This window comes from Mesorhizobium sp. M0018 (genome assembly GCF_040323955.1).
Classification (GTDB): domain Bacteria; phylum Pseudomonadota; class Alphaproteobacteria; order Rhizobiales; family Rhizobiaceae; genus Mesorhizobium.
On sequence record NZ_JAMYVL010000006.1, the window covers coordinates 73,054 to 92,816 of the forward strand.

General features: G+C 64.0%; 16 protein-coding genes. 5 read left to right on the plus strand and 11 right to left on the minus strand.

Annotated features, from left to right (window positions below; all coding sequences use genetic code 11):
* Positions 1 to 19 precede the first annotated feature (19 nt).
* The 3 genes from gyrB to NKJ81_RS10440 all read right to left on the minus strand — a co-directional run bounded on the left by gyrB (position 20) and on the right by NKJ81_RS10440 (position 5,932).
* A complete protein-coding gene (gyrB, locus tag NKJ81_RS10430) occupies positions 20 to 2,491 on the minus strand; it encodes a DNA topoisomerase (ATP-hydrolyzing) subunit B (protein ID WP_352540380.1) in 2,472 nt (823 codons plus the stop codon).
* A 146-nt stretch (positions 2,492 to 2,637) separates the two neighbouring features.
* Positions 2,638 to 5,304: a caspase family protein gene (locus NKJ81_RS10435; protein WP_352469891.1), complete on the minus strand. Its 2,667-nt coding sequence runs from the start codon at positions 5,302 to 5,304 to the stop codon at positions 2,638 to 2,640.
* Positions 5,305 to 5,362: 58 nt separating this feature from the next.
* Complete coding sequence (locus NKJ81_RS10440) at positions 5,363 to 5,932, minus strand: NADPH-dependent FMN reductase (RefSeq protein ID WP_352469892.1); 570 nt, start codon at positions 5,930 to 5,932, stop codon at positions 5,363 to 5,365.
* A gap of 183 nt (positions 5,933 to 6,115) precedes the next feature.
* Between NKJ81_RS10440 and NKJ81_RS10445 the strand changes: the two genes are divergently transcribed.
* On the plus strand, positions 6,116 to 7,489 hold the full coding sequence (locus NKJ81_RS10445; protein WP_352469893.1) for a cytochrome P450: 1,374 nt from the start codon (positions 6,116 to 6,118) through the stop codon (positions 7,487 to 7,489).
* A gap of 21 nt (positions 7,490 to 7,510) precedes the next feature.
* Here the strand turns inward: NKJ81_RS10445 and NKJ81_RS10450 are convergent, their stop codons facing one another.
* The gene (locus NKJ81_RS10450; RefSeq protein WP_352501121.1) at positions 7,511 to 8,485 is read right to left on the minus strand and encodes a complex I NDUFA9 subunit family protein; all 975 of its coding nucleotides are present in this window, start codon (positions 8,483 to 8,485) and stop codon (positions 7,511 to 7,513) included.
* Positions 8,486 to 8,727: 242 nt separating this feature from the next.
* On the opposite strand from NKJ81_RS10450, the gene NKJ81_RS10455 reads away from it, so the two are divergent.
* Positions 8,728 to 9,000, plus strand: a complete 273-nt coding sequence (locus tag NKJ81_RS10455) for a hypothetical protein (protein WP_352540381.1) — start codon at positions 8,728 to 8,730, stop codon at positions 8,998 to 9,000.
* 57 nt (positions 9,001 to 9,057) lie between these two features.
* Here the strand turns inward: NKJ81_RS10455 and NKJ81_RS10460 are convergent, their stop codons facing one another.
* The 5 genes from NKJ81_RS10460 to NKJ81_RS10480 form a co-directional block, all read right to left on the minus strand.
* The gene (locus tag NKJ81_RS10460) at positions 9,058 to 10,059 is read right to left on the minus strand and encodes an Ldh family oxidoreductase (protein WP_352540382.1); all 1,002 of its coding nucleotides are present in this window, start codon (positions 10,057 to 10,059) and stop codon (positions 9,058 to 9,060) included.
* A gap of 92 nt (positions 10,060 to 10,151) precedes the next feature.
* A complete protein-coding gene (locus NKJ81_RS10465; RefSeq protein ID WP_352470176.1) occupies positions 10,152 to 10,958 on the minus strand; it encodes an ABC transporter permease in 807 nt (268 codons plus the stop codon).
* Between the two features lie 14 nt (positions 10,959 to 10,972).
* Positions 10,973 to 11,638, minus strand: coding sequence for an ABC transporter permease (locus tag NKJ81_RS10470; protein WP_352470177.1), 666 nt, complete (start codon positions 11,636 to 11,638; stop codon positions 10,973 to 10,975).
* A gap of 212 nt (positions 11,639 to 11,850) precedes the next feature.
* Entirely contained in the window at positions 11,851 to 12,645 is a 795-nt protein-coding gene (locus NKJ81_RS10475; protein ID WP_352540383.1) for a transporter substrate-binding domain-containing protein, read from the minus strand.
* 50 nt (positions 12,646 to 12,695) lie between these two features.
* Positions 12,696 to 13,505, minus strand: a complete 810-nt coding sequence (locus NKJ81_RS10480; protein ID WP_352540384.1) for an ABC transporter ATP-binding protein — start codon at positions 13,503 to 13,505, stop codon at positions 12,696 to 12,698.
* 217 nt (positions 13,506 to 13,722) lie between these two features.
* Between NKJ81_RS10480 and NKJ81_RS10485 the strand changes: the two genes are divergently transcribed.
* The 3 genes from NKJ81_RS10485 to NKJ81_RS10495 are packed head-to-tail and all read left to right on the plus strand — an operon-like array spanning position 13,723 to position 16,913.
* Positions 13,723 to 14,571 carry a dimethylarginine dimethylaminohydrolase family protein gene (locus NKJ81_RS10485; protein ID WP_352540497.1) on the plus strand — a complete coding sequence of 283 codons (849 nt, stop codon included), beginning with the start codon at positions 13,723 to 13,725 and terminating at the stop codon, positions 14,569 to 14,571.
* Positions 14,568 to 16,148: a 5-guanidino-2-oxopentanoate decarboxylase gene (locus NKJ81_RS10490; RefSeq protein ID WP_352540385.1), complete on the plus strand. Its 1,581-nt coding sequence runs from the start codon at positions 14,568 to 14,570 to the stop codon at positions 16,146 to 16,148. The genes NKJ81_RS10485 and NKJ81_RS10490 overlap by 4 nt, the downstream gene beginning before the upstream one ends.
* A 57-nt stretch (positions 16,149 to 16,205) precedes the next feature.
* On the plus strand, positions 16,206 to 16,913 hold the full coding sequence (locus tag NKJ81_RS10495; protein WP_352540386.1) for an SDR family NAD(P)-dependent oxidoreductase: 708 nt from the start codon (positions 16,206 to 16,208) through the stop codon (positions 16,911 to 16,913).
* 121 nt (positions 16,914 to 17,034) lie between these two features.
* On the opposite strand, the gene rpsA is transcribed toward NKJ81_RS10495, so the two are convergent.
* Together rpsA and cmk are read right to left on the minus strand one after the other, a co-directional pair.
* Positions 17,035 to 18,732 carry a 30S ribosomal protein S1 gene (gene rpsA, locus NKJ81_RS10500; protein ID WP_023676278.1) on the minus strand — a complete coding sequence of 566 codons (1,698 nt, stop codon included), beginning with the start codon at positions 18,730 to 18,732 and terminating at the stop codon, positions 17,035 to 17,037.
* Between the two features lie 205 nt (positions 18,733 to 18,937).
* Positions 18,938 to 19,588, minus strand: a complete 651-nt coding sequence (gene cmk, locus NKJ81_RS10505) for a (d)CMP kinase (protein WP_352540387.1) — start codon at positions 19,586 to 19,588, stop codon at positions 18,938 to 18,940.
* Positions 19,589 to 19,763: the final 175 nt, after the last annotated feature.

A 19,763-nucleotide genomic window follows, 5' to 3' on the forward strand; every position in this document is an offset into this window, starting at 1 on the left:
TGGGTATCTGGATGGCGGCTCAGATGTCCAGATTGGCAACCGACAGCGCGTTCTCCTGGATGAATTCGCGCCTTGGCTCGACCTCGTCGCCCATCAGCCGTGAAAACAAGCTGTCCGCATCAGTCGCGTCATTGACCTTGACCTGTAACAGCGAGCGCACATTCGGGTCGAGCGTCGTTTCCCAGAGCTGCTCGGCGTTCATTTCGCCAAGGCCCTTGTAGCGCTGCATGGTCAAGCCCTTGCGGCCGGTGGCAAACACGGCATTGAGCAGTGCCAGCGGCCCCGAAATGGTTTCCGAGACATCCTTGCGGCGCAGCACCGGCGGCTCGCCGTAGATTTCCGCCAGGCGCGGCGCATAGCGGTCGAGCTGGCGTGCGTCGGCGGAATTGATCAGCGCCAGGTCGAGATGCGCGAACTCCTTGACGCTGCGCACCGTTCGCTCGAAGACATAGCCGCCAATGCCCTCGTTCGAGGTCGACATGCGGCCGATCCAGCCGCGCTCGGTATCCTCGGCGATAATGTCGAGACGACGGGCAACACGCTCGGCCGTCTCGTTGGCGCGGCGGAGGTCGGTGAATATCTCCGGGTTGAGCGCGCCGGCAATCGCTGCCTGCTCGACCACGCCTCTGTTATAGCGCGTGTGCAATCCGTTGATGAGCTGGCGGACAGCCAAGGCGTCGTCGATGGCACTGCGCAGGTCCTGCCCGGCCCGCACCTCGCCTGTGCTGAGCGCAAGCGACGCTTCTTCCAGCCCGGAGCCGATCAGGAATTCCTCGAAGGCGGCTTCGTCCTTGATGTATTGCGAGCTCTTCCCGCGCGTCACCTTGTAGAGCGGCGGCTGCGCGATGTAGAGATGACCGCGTTCGATCAGTTCCGGCATCTGGCGGAAGAAGAAGGTCAGCAGCAAGGTGCGGATGTGGGCGCCGTCGACATCGGCGTCGGTCATCAGGATGATCTTGTGGTAGCGCAGCTTGTCGGCGTTGAACTCGTCCTTGCCGATCGAGGTGCCGAGCGCGGTAATCAGCGTGCCGATCATGTCGGAGCCGAGCATGCGGTCGAAGCGGGCGCGCTCGACATTGAGGATCTTGCCGCGCAGCGGAAGAATGGCCTGGTTCTGGCGCGAACGGCCGCCTTTGGCCGAGCCGCCGGCGCTGTCGCCCTCGACGATAAAGATCTCGGATTTCGCCGGATCGCGCTCCTGGCAATCGGCCAGCTTGCCGGGCAGCGAGGTGACGCCGAGCGAACTCTTGCGGGTGATGTCGCGTGCCTTGCGCGCGGCTTCGCGCGCGGCAGCGGCCTGGATGACCTTCTCGATGACCGCCTTGCCCTCGGTCGGGTGCTCCTCGAGCCAGGTGCCGAGCGCTTCGTTGACAAGCCCTTCGACCACCGGGCGGACCTCGGACGACACCAGCTTGTCCTTGGTCTGCGAGGAGAATTTCGGGTCGGGAACCTTGACCGACAGCACCGCGGTCAGCCCTTCGCGGCAATCATCGCCGATCAGCGCCACTTTTTCCTTCTTGGTCAGGCCCGAGGAGTCGCCATAACCGGTTATCTGGCGCGTCAGCGCACCGCGGAAGCCTGCCAGATGCGTGCCGCCGTCGCGTTGCGGGATGTTGTTGGTGAAGGCCAGCACGTTCTCGTGGTAGCTGTCGTTCCACCACATGGCGACTTCGACCGTGATGCCGTCGCGCTCGGCGCGGATCGAGATCGGCTTGTCGAGCAACGGCTTCTTCGTCCGGTCGAGATATCGGACGAACTCTTCCAGCCCGCCATCGTAGTGCAGTTCATGGCGCACGATGTCGGCATGGCGGGCATCGGTCAAAACGATGCGCACGCCGGAGTTCAGGAAGGCGAGCTCGCGCAGCCGATGCTCCAGCGTACCGTAGTCGAATTCGACCATGGTGAACGTCTCGGACGACGGCAAAAACGTGATTTCGCTGCCGCTGCGCCCTTCATAGGTGCCGGGGACCTTGTCTTGTTCATAACTGCCGGTGATCCGCAGCGGCGCGTCGGCATTGCCATGCGTGAAACTCATCTCGTAGATCTGGCCGTTGCGGCGGATCTTCAGTTTCAGCCAGGCCGACAGGGCGTTGACGACCGACACGCCGACGCCGTGCAGGCCGCCTGAGACCTTGTAGGAGTTCTGGTCGAACTTGCCGCCGGCATGCAGCTGCGTCATGATCACTTCGGCCGCTGAAACGCCTTCGCCGGTGTGGATATCGGTCGGAATGCCGCGGCCATTGTCGATGACCGTCACCGATCCGTCCGGATTGAGCGTCACCGTCACCAGGTCGGCATGGCCGGCCAGTGCTTCGTCGATGGCGTTGTCGACCACCTCATAGACCATGTGGTGCAGGCCCGAGCCGTCGTCGGTATCGCCGATATACATGCCCGGCCGCTTGCGAACGGCATCCAAGCCCTTCAAAACCTTGATGGAATCGGCGCCGTATTCGGCTTCAACGCCGTTGGCGATGTCGGTCTGGTCGCTCATGAAAACCTGTCTGATTGATGCCGTGTGCAGAGCGCGAAAAATCGGCTTCGAATCGCGCATTTCTAATGTCGTAGATATAGGCGCAAAAGGCGGTTTTTCCAAGGTTTGCAGGCATTTCGGAACGGAATGACCATCGCGTGAGCAGGCTATCGGCGCCTGGCTTCGATCCTGGCCAGCCGCTCACGTAAAAACTTGATCATGAACTTGTGGCGCGGTGCCAACCGCCCGCTCCGGTCGAGCTCGAGCGTCATGTCGAGCGCCTTGGAAAGCACAGCCTTCGGGTCCTTTGCGACTTGGGCGTAGTCGATATAGGCGACCACCAGGTCGCGCTGCCAGGTGGCGTTGTCCGGATCGGACCGGGCAAGTTTCTCGCGAATGGCCAGACTGTCCTGAAGGGCTTGCCGGGCGCCCCTGACGTCGCGCTGCCTGAGGCGCAGCGTGGCGACTTCGGACAGCGTTATCGACAAGTCCCGCTGCCAGTCGGAATTGGCGGGATCGAGCTTGGCCAGCCTCTGCGCAATCGCGTAGCTGTCCAGATAGGCTTTCAGCGCGCCTTTGTGGTCGCCCTGTATCGCCAGGACGCCGGCGACTTTCTCGATGCACACGGAAAGGTCGCGCTGCCATTCGGTGTTGTTCGGGTCGCCGGCGGCGAGCGCGCTGGCCTGCGAAAGTGCCTCACGATAAGCCGAAAGTGCCGCCGGCCAATTCTGCTGGTCGCTCAGCGCATTGCCGATCTTGGCGTTGCCGACCGACAGGTCGCGCTTCAACTCGGTGTCGTCCGGATCGCGTTTCGCCAGTTGCTTGACGATCGCCAGACCTTCCTTGTAGGCCGCCAGCGCCCCGGCGGCGTCGCCGCGTTCGCGCAGCAGGTCGCCTATCGTATCGTGGCTGACCGAGACGTCACGCTGCCGGTCGGCGTCTCCCGGTTTGTCCGCCGCCAGCGCCAGCCGCACCTTCAGGCTCTCTTCATAGGCCGCCTGTGCGTTGTCCAGTTGGCCTGCGATATGGGCAAGGTGACCGATCTCATCGTAGGTGATGGTCAGGTCGCGCTGCAGTTCGGCACGGTCCGGCTCTCCGGCGGCGAGCTGCTTCTTGATCGACAGGCTTTCCTGGTAGACCTCTGCGGCGCCGGCCAGATCGCCTTGCGTCGCCAATACGTTGCCGATCTTGTCGTCGGCCATGGCGAGGTCGCCGAACCACTCCAGATTAGCCGGTTCTGCCTCGGTCAGGCCCTGCAGAATGGTCTTGGCCGTCTCATAATTCTGCAGCGCTGTCGGCAGATTGCCTTGCGCAATCCGCACGTTGCCGAGCTTGACGTGGCTGACGGCGAAGTCGCGCTTCACGTTGGGATCGGTTTCATGATGCGACCGCCGCTCAAGATCGGCTTGCAGCGCCTCGAACGCGCGGCCGGCCGCATCGATATTGCCGATCGTGGTATAGAGCTTGCCGAGCTCGTCCAGCGTGCGGATCAAGCGGTCGGCATCGTCGAGCGACAGCACCACCTGTCCGGCTTCGCCATAAAGCGCGAGCACGGACTCATAGTCCTTGATGGCTGTGGCGTAGTCGAGGTCGGCGCGCGCCGCCCCGCCGGACAAATAGCGCGTTGCGGCCTCGGAGAGCGTGCGGCTGACGAAATTGGCCTTCAAAGCGTTGCGAGAGACACTGTCGATCTCGGCTGCCTCGGCGAGCTTTTTCCGCGCCGCATCGAACGCTCCCAGCGAAAGCTGCTCTTCGGCCTGCCGGCGCAACGCCGACACTCTGAGATCGTCGGATCCAAGCGTCTGCATTTCGCTCCGCACCTTGACGAAGGCGTCGGCTGCCTCACGCAGCCTGGCGTTCAGACTGTCCGCGGAGAGGTGGCCGGCATCGGAACTGATCAACGCGCCATAGAGCGGTGCCAGCGGCATGTCGGCGTCGCTGGCGATCTTCTCCACTTCGCCGCGCATCTGAGGCGTCACCTCGGCCATGGCCAGCAACAGGCGTTCGCGTTCCGGCAATTTCTCCTTGGCCGAGGCGGCAAAGAACAGCTGCGGCAGGCCGCTCTCGACATAGGGCAATTGCTTACCGCGCGAGAGGTCGTAGACCTCCTGCTGCACGAGCGTCAGCACGGAGCGGATCTCGAGACCTTCGGTGCCGAGATATTTCGTCAACGCCGCGGTGAACGGCGAATTCTGGCCGGTCCCATCCACGGCGGTCTCGCCGGGCGCCGCCGAGAAGGCAAACAGGATGTTTTCTGCCCGCCCGATGCGGCCAAGACCCGGCCGGACCTTGTCGCTGACCTCTTTTACCAGCGCCGTTGCGCCGCGGCCTTCGCCGCCCGTAGCCGCAAACGGATCGCTGCGGCAGGCATCGAGCACGATCAGTCCGACCTTGCTGGTGGCGGCGACGGTCGCGCGGATCTCCTCCAGCGGCAGGCTGGTCCGTTCCAGCGTAGCGAGCGACGACGCGTCTGCATCGACCGGCAGGAGCCGATTCTCGCCGGCTATCTCGACGCCGTGGCCGGAGAAGAACACCAGTGCCACGTCGGCGCCTTTGGCATCCTCGCGGAAATCGTCAAGCGCCCGGCGCATGCGCCGCAGGTCGCGGTTGGTTTCGAGGAAGACCTCGAAACCGAGCTTCCTCAGCACCGTTTCCATGATCTCGCCGTCATTGACGGGATTGGCGAGCGGCCGGATCAGCCGGTAGTCGTTCTCGGCGATGACCAGCGCAGCGCGCCGTTCCGCCATTGCAGCGGAGGCCGTCGAGAGGATCAGCAGCAAGGCAAACAGAAAACGCAAATCGAACCGCCCCGGCCCGGTCATTTGCCGGAGCATTCCATCTCTTTATGGCATGAGCAAGTTTTGGCATCGGCCAGTTCGGCCGTTCGCGTTGTTAGCTGGCGCGCATTGGCCTCAGCGCTTCGCTCCAGCGGAACAGCTCGTCCAGCATGGTCCTGGCCCCGCCGAGCACCTGCTCGCTGGGCAGGAAGGCGCCGGTCTCGTCGAGCAGCTTCTGGTACATCGGCAGCGCCACGCCTTCCGGAATCGGCATGACACCGACGGCGGTCAGCAACGGTTTGACCGCCTGCGCCGCTCGCAAACCGCCGGAGACACCGCCGTAGCTGAGGATGGCGGCCGGCTTGTATCGCCATTCCCTGAGCAGGTAGTCGACCGCGTTGACGATCGCGGGAGCGGTGAAATAATTGTATTCCGGCGCTACGAAGACGAATGCGTCGGCGGCGTCGATTGCCTTCGACCACGCTTTCGTGTGGCTGTTTTCGTATTTGGCGAGTCTCGGATGATGCGGCTCGTCCAGCACCGGCAAGTTGAAGGCGGCGATGTCGGTGAGCACCGGCTCGAATTTCCCGTGCTCGCGCGCAAAGCTCTCCAGCCAATTTGCGAAAACCGGCCCGGCGCGGCCCGGCCGCGTGCTGCCGATGATGACGTTCAACTGGTGCTTCAAGGCAGGCTCCCGCCGGTTCTGACATCTGTGGTGCTGCCACCTAAGACACGCAGCCGGACACAGCAAGCAGGCACTTTCCGGTGCCCGGGTCACATTCCAGAGAGCGGATGCATCACCTTGTCGTCCGGTCACATGGACGCCTGCCTTGCCCGCCACTACATTGAGGTGTCAGCGGAGCAAGCCATGGACAGTCAGCCCGTCCCCTTCGTCCCGCCGGCGCCGAAGCCGCGCACCGCGCCGCCTTCAACGCTGGAGATGATCCGCATCGTCTACCGCAATCCGCTCGAACTGTGGGGTGAGGCGACCTACAACGAGCCCTGGATTTCGGTGAACGGCGTCGGGGGACCGCTGGTCATCGCCAACGATCCCGGCCTCATCCGCCATGTGCTTGTCGACAACGCCAAGAACTACAAGATGGCCACGGTGCGCCAGTTGATCCTGCGGCCGATCTTGCGCGACGGGCTGCTGACCGCCGAGGGCGAAGTGTGGCGGCGTTCGCGCAAGGCGATGGCGCCGGTGTTCACGCCGCGCCACATCTTCGGCTTCGCCGAGCCGATGCTGAAACGCACGCTCGAATTCGTCACCCGTTACGAGCAAGGTGGCACGTCGGATATCGCTCACGACATGACGCTGCTCACCTTCGATATCCTGGCCGAGACGCTGTTTTCGGGCGAGATATCGGGCGAGCCCGGTAGCTTCGCCAAGGAGATCGATCGCCTGTTCGAGACGATGGGCCGGGTCGATCCGCTCGACCTTTTGCGTGCGCCCGACTGGCTGCCGCGCCTGACCCGCATCCGCGGCCGCAAGACCATGGCCTACTTCCGCAAGATCGTTACCGACACGGTGCAGATGCGCGAGGCGCGGCTGAGGCGCGCTCCGGACACCGTGCCGCAGGATTTTCTCACGCTGCTGTTGAAGGCGGAGGGACCGGGCGGGCTGACCCGGGCCGAGGTCGAGGACAACATCATCACCTTCATCGGTGCCGGCCACGAGACTACGGCCAGGGCGCTCGGCTGGACGCTCTACTGCCTTGCCGAAGCGCCGTGGGAGCGCGAAAAGATCGAGCACGAGATCGATGCGGTGTTGGCGCGTGAGCCCGACCCGACGAAATGGCTCGACGCCATGCCGCTCACCCGCGCCGCCTTCGACGAGGCGCTCAGGCTCTATCCGCCGGCGCCGTCGATCAACCGCGAACCGATCGAGCCCGAAACCTGGAACGGCCTCTACATACCGCGACGTGCTGCGGTGCTGGTGATGCCGTGGGTCGTCCACCGCCATCGGAAATTGTGGGACCGGCCGGACGCTTTCATGCCGGAACGCTTCCATCCGGGAAACCGCGAAAAGATCGATCGTTTCCAGTATTTGCCGTTCGGCGCCGGCCCCCGCGTCTGCATCGGCGCCAGCTTCGCCATGCAGGAGGCAATCATCGCGTTGGCGATCATGCTGTCGCGCTACCGTTTCGACGCCACCGCGGAAACCCGCCCCTGGCCGGTGCAGAAGCTGACGACGCAGCCGCAAGGCGGCCTGCCGATGCAGGTCACCCGGCGCGCCTCGTAGGCAACCGGACGTCCGTTCGTATTATGCGGCGGACTTGCGTTGGAACTGGCCGGCGGCGCGGTAGCGCCAGAGATAGCTGGGCAGGATGGTTCCGATCGACCGTGGCTGGATCCCGAGGCCGGCGAGCGTCCGGTTGTCCTTGACGGCGGCTTCCGACACGACATTGTGCTGGCGCAACAGCAGGACCTGGTCCTTGGTCAACAACGGATTGGGCAACAGCCCGAGAATTGATGCCTGGAGGTTCGCCAGCCACCATGGCACGGGCAGCAAAAACCGCTTGCGTTCGATGATGATAAGCAGCTGTTGCATGCATTCCTTGAAGGTAAGCACTTGCGGCCCGCCGAGTTCATATATCCGGCCGCCCTGGACCTTGCCGTCGACCGAATGCGCCACCGCTTCGGCGACGTCGCCGACATAGACCGGCTGGAATTTCGTCTGCCCGCCGCCGATCAGCGGCAGCACCGGGGAAAAGCGGGCCATGTTGGCAAAGCGGTTGAAGAAACCGTCCTCTGGCCCGAAATTGATCGATGGCCGCAAGATCACGGCGTCTTGGACCGTCTCCAGAACGGCCTTTTCGCCGAGCGCCTTGGTACGCGCGTAGTCCGATTGCGCGTGGAGATCCGCTCCCAGCGCCGAGATGTGGGTGAGGCCGGCGCCGACGGCGCGCGCCGCTTCAGCGACAGCGCGCGCGCCGAATTCGTGGACGGCAGTGAATTTCTGCCGGCCGGCCTCATGCGCGATCGCAACCAGATTGACGACATGGTCCGCGCCTTGCACGGCGCGGTCGACCGACCAGCGCACCCGGACATTGGCCTGCACCGGCTGGATCTGCCCGACATTGCCGAGCGGCTGCAGGTGGCCGGCGAGATCGGGCCGACGGCAGGCAACCCGGATGCGGTAGCCGCGCTTGGCCAGCGCCCGCACGACATGACGACCGACAAACCCGGAGCCGCCGAACACGACCACGAGCTTTGGGGTCTGCAGGATTTCGGTCATGGCTGGCTCCGGCGGCTATCCAGATGGCTTGGTTGAAGCCGTTTCATAGTCGGTTTCGCGCCAAAGGCAAAGGGTGACCATCGGTCGCCCGGCATTGTTGAAGCATGATTTCCAGTATCCGTTGGAAACGGCAGAAAACCCGCCGACGCCGGGCTTTAGGTAACTCCATTCGGGACAGGAACCTTTGTTCCGGCCGGCGATTTTAGGATGTATGGTTTGATTCCGAATGGAGGATATTGCCGATGACGACAAAACGCGTTGCGATCTTCGCTCTGGCTTTCGCAACAGGCTGCAGCATTGGTGCCTCGGCATTCGGGGCAAACCGGCATCACCACCAAGCTCAACCCGAACGCTACGTTCCGGCCAACGGCAACATCATCGACATTCTGTTCGGTGGCCCGCGCTACTATGACAACCACCTGTTCACGACGGCCGCCGAACCCTGCTCCTACAACAGGGTAGGGCCGGACGCGAATGCGGCGAACGTCATCAACGATCATTATTGCGGGAAGTAGGCTCGCGCTGCCGGATCGGCCGGCGTTCTCAGCCGCTCATCGGACAAACGAATTTCTTCAGGACGAATAGCGGGCGGCGAATTCGGAAATGCGCTGCACCACGGCTTTCGGCGCGCTTATGCCGCGCGCCGCCGCCTTCTCCGCGGCCTCGGCCCGGGCACGCCCCGGCACATGCACGCCATAGCGCCGCCGCAGCCGGTCGAGTTGATCCTTCATCCGCTTTTCGAAGTCCGGATCGAGCAGCTTGGGCTCGACGGCAAGCACGAACAGGCCGGTCCCCGGACTGTCCGGCCCGCCGCTGAACCATGGCGCATCGAGCGACCAGTTGGCGCCCGACAGGCCCGCAGCCAGCACCTCGACCATCAGCGCGATGTTGGCGCCGCGCTGGCCGCCGAAGGCAAGCATGGCGCCCTTCATTGCAGCTGCCGGGTCCGTGGTCGGATTGCCGCTCGCATCCAGTGCCCAGCCTTCGGGGATCTTCTTGCCGTCCTCGGCCGCCTTGCGGATGTTGACGAAGGCGGTGGCGCTCGACGACTGGTCGATGACCAGCGCCGCCCCGTCCGCGGCGGGTGCCGCAAAGGACATCGGGTTGGTGCAGTAGACCGGCTTGACCGAGCCCGAGCCGGCAAGCACGGCCGGGCCGTTGGTGGCGGCGAACGACACCAATCCCTGCGCGGCCAGCCGTCCGGTGAAATAGCCGAGCGCGCCGCACGTATAGGCATTCTTCTGCGAAAAAATCGCGACGCCGAACAGCCGCGCCGCCTTGGCGAGTTCATCGATCGTGCGGTCGAAACCGGTATGCGCCAGTCCGCCGCGCGCATCGGAGAGATAGACCGCGAGCGCCGGCCTGGTGATCACCGGATCGGCGTTGCCGTCGATGCGGCCGGCTTCCAGCGCTTCGAGATAATCGATGAAGTGCGACAGCCCAACGGTCGACAGTCCTTCCGCCTCGGCCGCGACGATCGAGGCAGCCAGCGACTGCGCGGCCTCTTCGTTGGCGCCAGCGCCAAGTGCGGCCATCCGGCACAGCCCTGTCGCCTGGTCGAGACTGAGTTGCATCGTAGCTGCCCTGAAATTTCAGCGAGTAGCGAATAGGGAGTAGCGAGTAGGGAAATCAGCAAAACTATTCGCTATTCACTACTCCCTATTCGCTAACCGATCTTGTTCGGAATCCGCGCCTCGATCTTGCCCAGGGTGAAGACGAGGATGCCGGTGATCGCCATATAGATCAACGCCAGGAGCAGCAAGGGTTCATAGGTGAGGTAGGTATCCTGACGCACCTTTGAAGAGACGGCGAATATGTCGATCACGCTGATGGTCGCCACCAGCGGCGTCGATTTCAGCTGCAGCACGATTTCGCCCGTCAGTGTCGGCAGCGCGCGGTAGAAGGCCTGCGGCAGCCAGATTCGCCGGAAAATCCTCCAGCGGCTCATGCCGAAGGCGCGGGCGGCTTCCAATTGGCCTTTCGGTACGCCGGCAAAAGCGCCTCGCATCACCTCGCCCTCATAGCCGGCGAAGGACAGCGTCAGCCCGAGCACGCCATAGGGCCATGCCTGCCTCAGATAGGGCCACATCCAGGACTCGCGAATCCATGGATATTGTGGAAACAGCGAGCCCAGCCCGTAATAGAGCAACCAGAGCTGCAGCAGCAGCGGCGTTCCCCTGATGACCGTGCAGAAGGCCTTGGCGGGCGCCGCGAACCAGAAAGAGCCTGCGGCTTGTGCCAGTCCGAGCGGCATGGCGAGCAGGAAGCCCAGCGTGCAGGTGACGGCAAGAATCCACAGCGCGCGCCAGATGCCGAGCAATCCCATCCCGTAATATTTCGGCAGCCAGTCCCAGCGCATGAAGACGGCCGCCGCCAAAACCAGCCCCAGCGCGATCAGGATCAGCGCGATACGATGCGGCTTCAGCCACAGCGAAGCGCGTGCGGCTATCTCGACGGCCGCTTCGCCAGTCATCGCCGGGCCAGCCATCACCGGGCCTCCTTGAGCGACGGCATGCCGCGGCGGGCCCATGTCTCGATGCGGCCGATGATCAGGTTCGAAACCAGCGTCAACAGAAGGTAGATCGCGCCGGCGGCGATAAAGAATGTCAGATAGGCTTTGGTCACGCCGGCCGCCTGCCGTGTCGCCAATGTCAGCTCGAAAAAGCCGACGACCGCCAGCAGGGCTGTGTCCTTGGTGGCGATCAGCCAGAGATTGGCAAGGCCGGGTATGGCGAACGGCAGCATCGCCGGCAGCGTGATGCGCCGCAGCAGCAGGCCGGGAGACATGCCATAGGCGCGCGCGGCTTCGATCTGGCCCTGCGGAATGGCGAGGATCGCGCCGCGGATCACCTCGGTCGAATAGGCGCCCTGGACGAAGCCGAGCACGGCAATGCCGGCCGCCAGCCCGCTAATGTCCATACGCTGATAGCCCGTTGCCGTCAGCATCTGATTGATCAGGTCGGTGCCGGCGTAATAGAGCAGAAGGATCAGCACCAGCTCCGGCACGGCGCGCACGACGGTTGTATAGACTGCCAGGAGATCGCGCACCACCGGACCACCATACAGCTTGCCGGAGGCGCCGCCGATGCCGATCAAAAGGCCGAGACAGGTGGCGCCGACCGCAATCTCGATCGTATGGAGCAGCCCGACGATGAGCGTTCCACCCCAGCCCGGCGGCACGGGCGAGAGAAGCGCGATGGCAGAGGCGGCCCAAGCCGGAACAAATGCGTCGATCAGCGTCGCCCTCGAATTGCTGGCGCTAAAACCGCCGGCGATTTCCGCCCGCGGAAGCTCGCGTCGATGGATTTCGACCAACCACGCGGCTCTATCGGGGCCGCGTGGTTAATCGCTCATGGATGCGGCCGTCAGTTCGACTGCGTGTCGGAGCCGTAAATATCAAAGTCGAAGTACTTCTTCGAAATCTCGTCATATTTGCCGTTGGCGCGGATGGCCTTGATACCGGCGTTGATCTTTTCCTTCAACTCGGTGTCTTCCTTGCGGACGCCGGCGCCGACGCCGGGTCCGAGAATGGCCAGATCCGGCGCGACCATGCCTTTCAGATCGCAGCATTGCTTGCCCTGGTCCGATTTCAGGAAGGCGTCGAGGGCGATGGAATCGGCCTGCACCGCGTCGACCCGGCCGGCGGCAAGATCCTGGTTGGCCTCGTCCTGGGTCTGGTATTCCTTGATTTCCGCCGCGTCAGCGAAGTGCTTCTTGGCGTAGTCGGCGTGTACGGTCGAGACCTGGACGCCGATGATCTTGCCCTTGAGGTCCTCCGGTGTCGAGCCGAACTTCTGGTCCTTCGGCCCGATGATCGCAGTCGGGGTGTTGTAATATTTGTCGGAGAAGTCGATCGTCTTCTTGCGTTCGTCGGTGATCGACATCGAGCTGGCGATGACGTCGATCTTCTTGGTCGTCAACGCCGGGATGATGCCGTCCCAGGCGACCGGCGTGATGACGCAGTCGAGCTTCTCTTCGGTGCAGACAGCGTCGATAAATTCGATTTCCCAACCGACCCATTTGCCGGAAGCATCCGGCGAGGTGAACGGCGGATAGGGCTCGGCAGCGACACCGATCTTGACCGGATCGGCCTTGGCCACGCCCACGGCGGCAACGCCAAGCAGCAGCGCTGCCGCAAAGGTCTTGAGAATAATCTTCATCGTCATGACTCCCAGTTTGTTGTTGTTCCCGGTTTTCGTCCGCCCACGGTTTAACTGATGTTGCGGATGAACTGCTTCAGCCTTTCGGATTTTGGTGCGCCGAAGATCTGTTCCGGCGGCCCTTCTTCCTCGACCAGCCCATTGTGGAGGTAGACGACATGCGTCGCGACCTCGCGGGCAAACTTCATCTCATGGGTGACCAGCACCATGGTGCGGCCTTCGCGCGCCAGGTCGCCGATCACCTTCAGCACCTCGCCGACGAGTTCCGGGTCGAGCGCCGAAGTCGGCTCATCGAACAGCATGACGCGCGGATTGATGGCCAGCGCCCTGGCGATCGCGGCGCGCTGCTGTTGGCCGCCCGACAGATAGGCAGGATAGACGTCGCGTTTTTCGGCCAGGCCAACGCGGGCGAGCAATTTTTCCGCCTCGCCGATCGCCACATCGCGCTTGACGCCGAGCACATGCACGGGAACCTCGATGACGTTCTCGATCAACGTCATGTGGCTCCACAGATTGAAGTTCTGGAAGACCATGCCAAGCTTGGAGCGGATGCGTTCGATCTGCTTGCGGTCTGCGGGCACGGTGTGGCCGTAGCTGTCGGCCTTCAGCTTTATCTCTTCGCCATTGACCCGGATAATGCCGCTGGTCGGGTTCTCCAGGCAGTTGATGCAGCGCAGCAGCGTCGATTTGCCCGAGCCGCTTCCGCCAACGATGGCGATCACCTCGCCATCGCGCGCCGACAGCGAAACGCCCTTCAATACATGCAGCTTGCCGAAATTCTTGTGCAGGTTCTCGACGTGGATGGCTTCGGCAGCGCCGTTCTGCGCCGTATGCTTCAGGGCGGTGGCCGGCGCTGTCATCGTCGCGGTGCCCCGCGGAGCAGCCGAGGCAGTCCTTGCTGGAATTTTTTACCCATTACCCGTCACTGGACAGCGTTCCGATTCTCAAGATGGACCGTTCCGCTTGTCTCCGTCAACCGCAGTTTTTGGACCATTGATCACCGCCTGCCGAGTGGCTATTGGCAGGAGGGGCGCGTTTCAGGAGAATTTAGTGGGCAAAGCATACGGGTCGCAGTCGATGGCCGGGACGCTGCAGCGCGTGCTGATGCGCTCCGCTGCCGGCGCCATGCGTCGGGCCGAAGCGCTGGAGTGGCACTATGGCCCCGGCTTCAATTCGCAAAAAGCGGCGGTCCAGCATGATGCGCTGGCCAGGCTGATTTCGGCCTCAGGCGCTGAGATCGAATGGCTGAGTGACGCCGACGACGGGCTTGCCGATTCGGTTTTTACCCACGATCCCTCGCTGATGACCGATCATGGCGCGGTCATCCTTGCCATGGGCAAGGCGCTGCGCCGGCCCGAGCCCAGCCTCCACGAGGCAGCCTATGGGCGCATGGGCATCCCCGTCCTCGGCCGAATCGAGGCTCCCGGCCAGGTCGAGGGCGGCGACTGCGTGTGGGTGGATGCAAACACGCTGGCCATCGGCCGCGGCGTGCGCACCAATCAGCACGGCATCCAGCAGCTCTCCAACCTGCTTTCGCCCAAGGGCATCCAGGTCTATGGCTTCGACCTGCCGCTCTGGCAAGGCGAGGAGGCCTGCCTGCACCTGATGTCGGTGATCAGCCCGCTCGCAGACGATCTGGCGCTGGTCTATGCGCCCCTCCTGCCGGTCGCCTTCCACCAGATGCTGCGCGAACGCGCCATTCGGCTGGTCGAGGGCGACGCCGACGAATTCTTCGCCTCGAATGGGCTCAGCCTCAACGTGCTGCCGACCGCGCCGCGCCAGGTTATCGCCGTTGCCGGTTTTCCGAAGACGGCGGCTGCCATGCAAGCCGCCGGCTGTACGGTCTCGACATTCGAGGCCGATGCGCTGTGCATTGCCTGCGAGGGCGGCCCTACCTGCCTCACGCGCCCGGTGTTAAGACAATGACGACCATCGGCGAAGCGCTCATCACCTTGCTCGAAGCGCACGGCGTCGACACCGTCTTCGGCATTCCCGGCGTACACACGGTCGAGCTCTATCGCGGGCTTGCGCGATCGAAGATCCGTCACGTCACGCCGCGCCACGAGCAGGGCGCCGGCTTCATGGCTGACGGCTATGCGCGCGCCAGCGGCAGGCCGGGTATCGCCTTCGTCATCACCGGGCCGGGGCTGACCAACACCATCACCGCCATGGGTCAGGCGCGCGCCGATTCGGTGCCGATGCTGGTGATCTCGGGCGTCAACGCCACGCCGACGCTGGGCAAAGGCCTTGGCCATCTGCATGAACTGCCGGACCAGCGCGGCATGATGGAGAAGGTGGCGCTGTTTTCGCACCGTGTCACCGAGGCCGGCGAACTGCCCGGCGTGCTCGCCCGCGCCTTTGCGCTGTTCTCATCCTCGCGTCCGGGTCCCGTGCATATTGAGATCCCGACCGATGTCATGACCATGCCGGCCAACGGCATCGTGCCGCTGCTGCGGAATTCAGCGCCGCCCGAGCCGGATGTAGCGGCGATTGCCGAGGCGGCAAGGCTATGCGCGTCTGCCCGCCGGCCGCTTATCCTTGCCGGCGGCGGCGCCAAAGCTGCCGAAGCGCCGTTGCAGCGCCTGGCCGAGAGGTTGGGAGCGCCGGTCGTCCAGACTGCCAATGCGCGCGGCCTGCTCTATCGCCATCCGCTTGGCGTGCCGGCCAGCCCCAGCCTGAAGGCGGTGCGTGCGCTGATGGCCGGCGCCGACCTGGTCATTGCCGCTGGCACCGAATTCGGTCCGACCGACTATGATGGCTATGGCAACGGCGGTTTTGTCCTGCCTGCCAATCTGATCCGCATCGACATCGGCGCCGACCAGCTTGCCCGCCGGCCGGCTCGGATTTCGATCCAGGCCGATTGCGGTGCAGCGCTCGAGGCGCTGCGTGCCGAACTCGGCACGGGCCAGGCGCAATCGGTCGACGGCGCCGCTCGCGCCGCCGCGACGCGGCAAGCGGCCTTTGCCGAGATCGGCCCGGCTATGCAGGCGCAATTGCGCGCCGTCGAGACGATCCGCGATGCGCTGCCTGGCGCGATCATCGTCGGCGATTCGACCCAGCCGGTCTACGCCGCTAACCTCTATTACGATCACGACCGGCCGGGCGGCTGGTTCAACGCCGCCACCGGCTTCGGCGCGCTTGGCTATGGCCCGCCGGCGGCGATCGGTGCCGTCCTTGCCAGGCCTGAGGCACCGGTCGTTTGCCTCACCGGCGACGGCGGCTTCCAGTTCACCCTGCCGGAACTGGGCGCCGCGCTCGACGCGGCGGCGCCGGTGATCTTCGCCGTCTGGAACAATCGTGGCTACCGCGAGATCGAAACCTCGATGCTCGACGTCGGCGTCGAGCCGGTCGGCGTCTCCCCGGCACCGCCGGATTTCTGCAAATTGGCCGAAGCGTACGGCATTGCCGCCGAGCGGATTTCCGGCACCGGCGGCTTGGCGGACGCGCTTGGGCGCGCGCGGGCGACTGGACGACCTTACGTCATCGAGATTTCGGTTGAGTGATCGCGCGAAAGGCGCGACCTTCCGCATCGGCGGCGCGCAATGACGGAGCGGTCGAATATGACGGAAACACTGGACGGCAGACATATCGTGGTGACCGGCGGCACCGGTGCCCTTGGCGGCGCGGTCGTAGGAAAACTGCTGGAGCAGGGCGCGATCTGCCATGTGCCCAATGCCCACGCTGCCGCGCCTGCGCATTTTCCCTTTCCGGCGCATGACCGCGTCAGGCTGGCGCACAATGTCGCCCTTGCCGACCCTGCCAAGGTCGACGCCTTCTATGCCAGCGTTCCAGATTTATGGGCATCGGTGCATCTTGCCGGCGGCTTCACCGCGGCGCCGGTCGAGAAGATCGAACCCGCCTCCTTCGCCGAGATGATGGACACCAATGCCCGCACCACCTTTCTGTGCTGCCGCGCGGCGATACGCTCGATGCTGGGATCTTCCGTGCCGGGCCGCATCGTCAATGTCACCGCGCGAGCCGGGCTCGATCCGCGGCGCGGCTCCGGCAAGGTGGCCTACGCCGCCGCCAAGGCGGCAGTCGCCGCGATGACCGTGGCGATAGCCGAAGAGCTGAAGGGCAACGGCATCCTGGTCAACGCCGTGGCGCCTTCGACGCTCGACACGCCGGCCAACCGGGCTGACATGCCGAACGCAGATTTCAGCAGATGGGTCAGCCTTGAAGCGGCGGCCGAGGCCATTGCCTACCTTGCCTCGCCGGCCAACATGGCGATCAGCGGCACGCTGGTGCCACTCTACGGCCGGGCCTGAGCCTGCGGTCCGTTCGCAAGCAAAGGGTCACAAGCAAAAGCCCCGCCGGATCGTTCCGGCGGGGCTTTTTGTTTTGTTTTATAACCCGCGCGTTATAACCCGCGCGAGGCGCGGTGTTGGCTTAGCTGCCCTGCTTCTTCAGCGCGGCACCCAAAATATCGCCCAGCGAAGCGCCGGAATCGGTTGAGCCGTACTGAGCGACCGCTTCCTTCTCTTCGGCGATTTCCAGCGCCTTGATCGAGACCTGCAGCTTGCGGGTCTTCTTGTCGAAGGCGATGACGCGGGCGTCGACTTTCTGGCCGACGGTGAAGCGCTCGGGGCGCTGCTCGTCGCGGTCACGGCTGAGGTCGGAGCGCTTGATGAAGGTCTCGATGCCGCTGTCGACCAGCCGCACTTCCAGACCGCCATCCTTCACGCCGATAACCTCGCAGGTGACGACTGCGTTCTTGCGCAGTTCGCCTGACGTCGCTGCTTCGCCGACCGTGTCCTTGGCCAGCTGCTTGATGCCGAGCGAGATGCGCTCCTTGTCTATGTCGACGTCGAGCACCTGCGCCTTGACCATGTCACCGCGATTGTACTCCTCGATCACCTGCTCGCCCGGACGGGTCCAGTCGAGGTCGGAAAGGTGGACCATGCCGTCGACGTCGCCTTCGAGGCCGATGAACAGGCCGAACTCGGTCTTGTTCTTGACCTCGCCCTCGACCTGGCTGCCGACCGGATGGCTGCGCGCGAAGGCCTCCCACGGGTTCTCCAGCGTCTGCTTGAGGCCGAGCGAGATGCGGCGCTTGGCCGGATCGACTTCGAGCACCACCACGTCGACTTCCTGCGTCGTCGACAGGATCTTGCCGGGATGCACGTTCTTCTTGGTCCACGACATTTCCGAAACGTGGATGAGGCCTTCGATGCCCGGCTCCAGCTCGACGAACGCGCCGTAGTCGGTGATGTTGGTGACGGTACCCTTGATCTTCTTGCCGATCGGGAACTTGGTGCCGATCTCGGACCACGGATCGCTCTCGAGCTGCTTCATGCCGAGCGAGATGCGGTGGGTTTCCTGGTTGATGCGGATGATCTGCACCTTGACCGTCTGGCCGATGTTGAGGATTTCGGTCGGATGATTGACGCGGCGCCAGGCCATGTCGGTGACGTGCAGCAGGCCATCGATGCCGCCGAGGTCGACGAACGCACCATAGTCGGTGATGTTCTTGACGACGCCTTCGACCACCTGGCCTTCTTCGAGATTCTGCACGATTTCCGAACGCTGTTCGGCGCGGCTCTCCTCGAGCACGGTGCGGCGCGACACCACGATGTTGCCGCGGCGGCGATCCATCTTGAGGATCTCGAAGGGCTGCGGGTTGTGCATCAGCGGCGAGACGTCGCGGATCGGACGGATATCGACCTGGCTGCGCGGCAGGAAGGCCACGGCACCGTCGAGGTCGACGGTGAAGCCGCCCTTGACCTGGTTGAAGATGACGCCTTCGACGCGTTCGCCCTTGGTGAACTTCTCTTCGAGACGGACCCAGCTCTCTTCGCGGCGGGCCTTTTCGCGCGACAGCATGGCTTCGCCAAGCGCGTTCTCGATACGCTCGACATAGACCTCGACCGTGTCGCCGACCTTGAGCGTCGTGTCCTTGCCCTTGACGCCGAATTCCTTCAGCGGCACGCGGCCTTCGACCTTGAGGCCGACGTCGATGATGGCCATGTCCTTCTCAATGGCGGTGATGATGCCCTTGACGACCTGGCCTTCGCCGGAATGGCCGGCGGAAAATGATTCTTCGAGCAGGCTCGCGAAATCATCGCGAGTGGGATTTGCAACTGACATAGTTTCTCCTGGAATGCCCCGCAATCTGTCGCGGGGCGGGCGCCGTGGGTTAGCGTTGCGTTGGCCTGCCGGCGTTCCGGGCAAAAAGCCCTTGGCCGCCCTTGAGCGGCAATTCCGGCGCATGAAGAATGCTAGCAGGCTGGTTCATACCCGATATGGGAAGTCTTTTTGTCGCCGGCAATCGGCGGCGGCAGGAAAACCCGGCTCAGGCTTCGTTTCTCTTGGCCAGGACATCGTCGATGATCGCCCGAGCTGCCAGAAACGCGGCTTCTATAGCCATTTCCGACGTGTCGAGCAAGTGCGCATCGGCGGCCGGCTTCAAGGGCGAGTCCATGCGGCCCATGTCGCGCTCGTCGCGGCGCACGATATCGGCAAGGATTTCGTCGAAATTGGCAGTGCCGCCGATGCTCTCGATTTCATCCAGCCGCCGCTTTGCCCGCACCTCGGCACTGGCCGTGACATAGAGTTTTACGTCGGCATCGGGACAGACGACAGTGCCGATGTCGCGGCCGTCGAGCACCGCGCCAGGCGGTGTTTTTGCAAACTCGCGCTGTTTCTCGACCAGGATGCGCCGCACCGACGGGATGACGGCAACTTTCGAGGCGGCCTCGCCGACCGCATGCGCCGACAGGACCGCCCGGTCGAGCTTTGCCAGGTCGACCTGGCGCGCCGCGGTCTCGGCAGCCGAGACATTGTCCAGCGGTAGGCCAAGCCGAAGCAGCGCATGCGCCACTGCGCGATAGGTAAGGCCGGTATCGAGCAGGTTCAGCCGGTAGTGATCGGCGAGCCGTCGGGCGAGGGTGCCTTTGCCGGCGCCGGCAGGGCCGTCGATGGCGATGGTGAAGGTTGGGGTCATTGGCCGCCCACCGGAATCGAAAAGCGCAATGATCCAGATAGGCGTGGCGATCCTTCGCGCCCCCCTCTGTCCTGCCGGACATCTCCCCCGCTTGGGGGGAGATCGGCGGCCATCGCGGCTTTCGCCAATTGTCTACGTCGCAGGATTGAGCGGAGCGCCGAAGCTGCCAATCTCC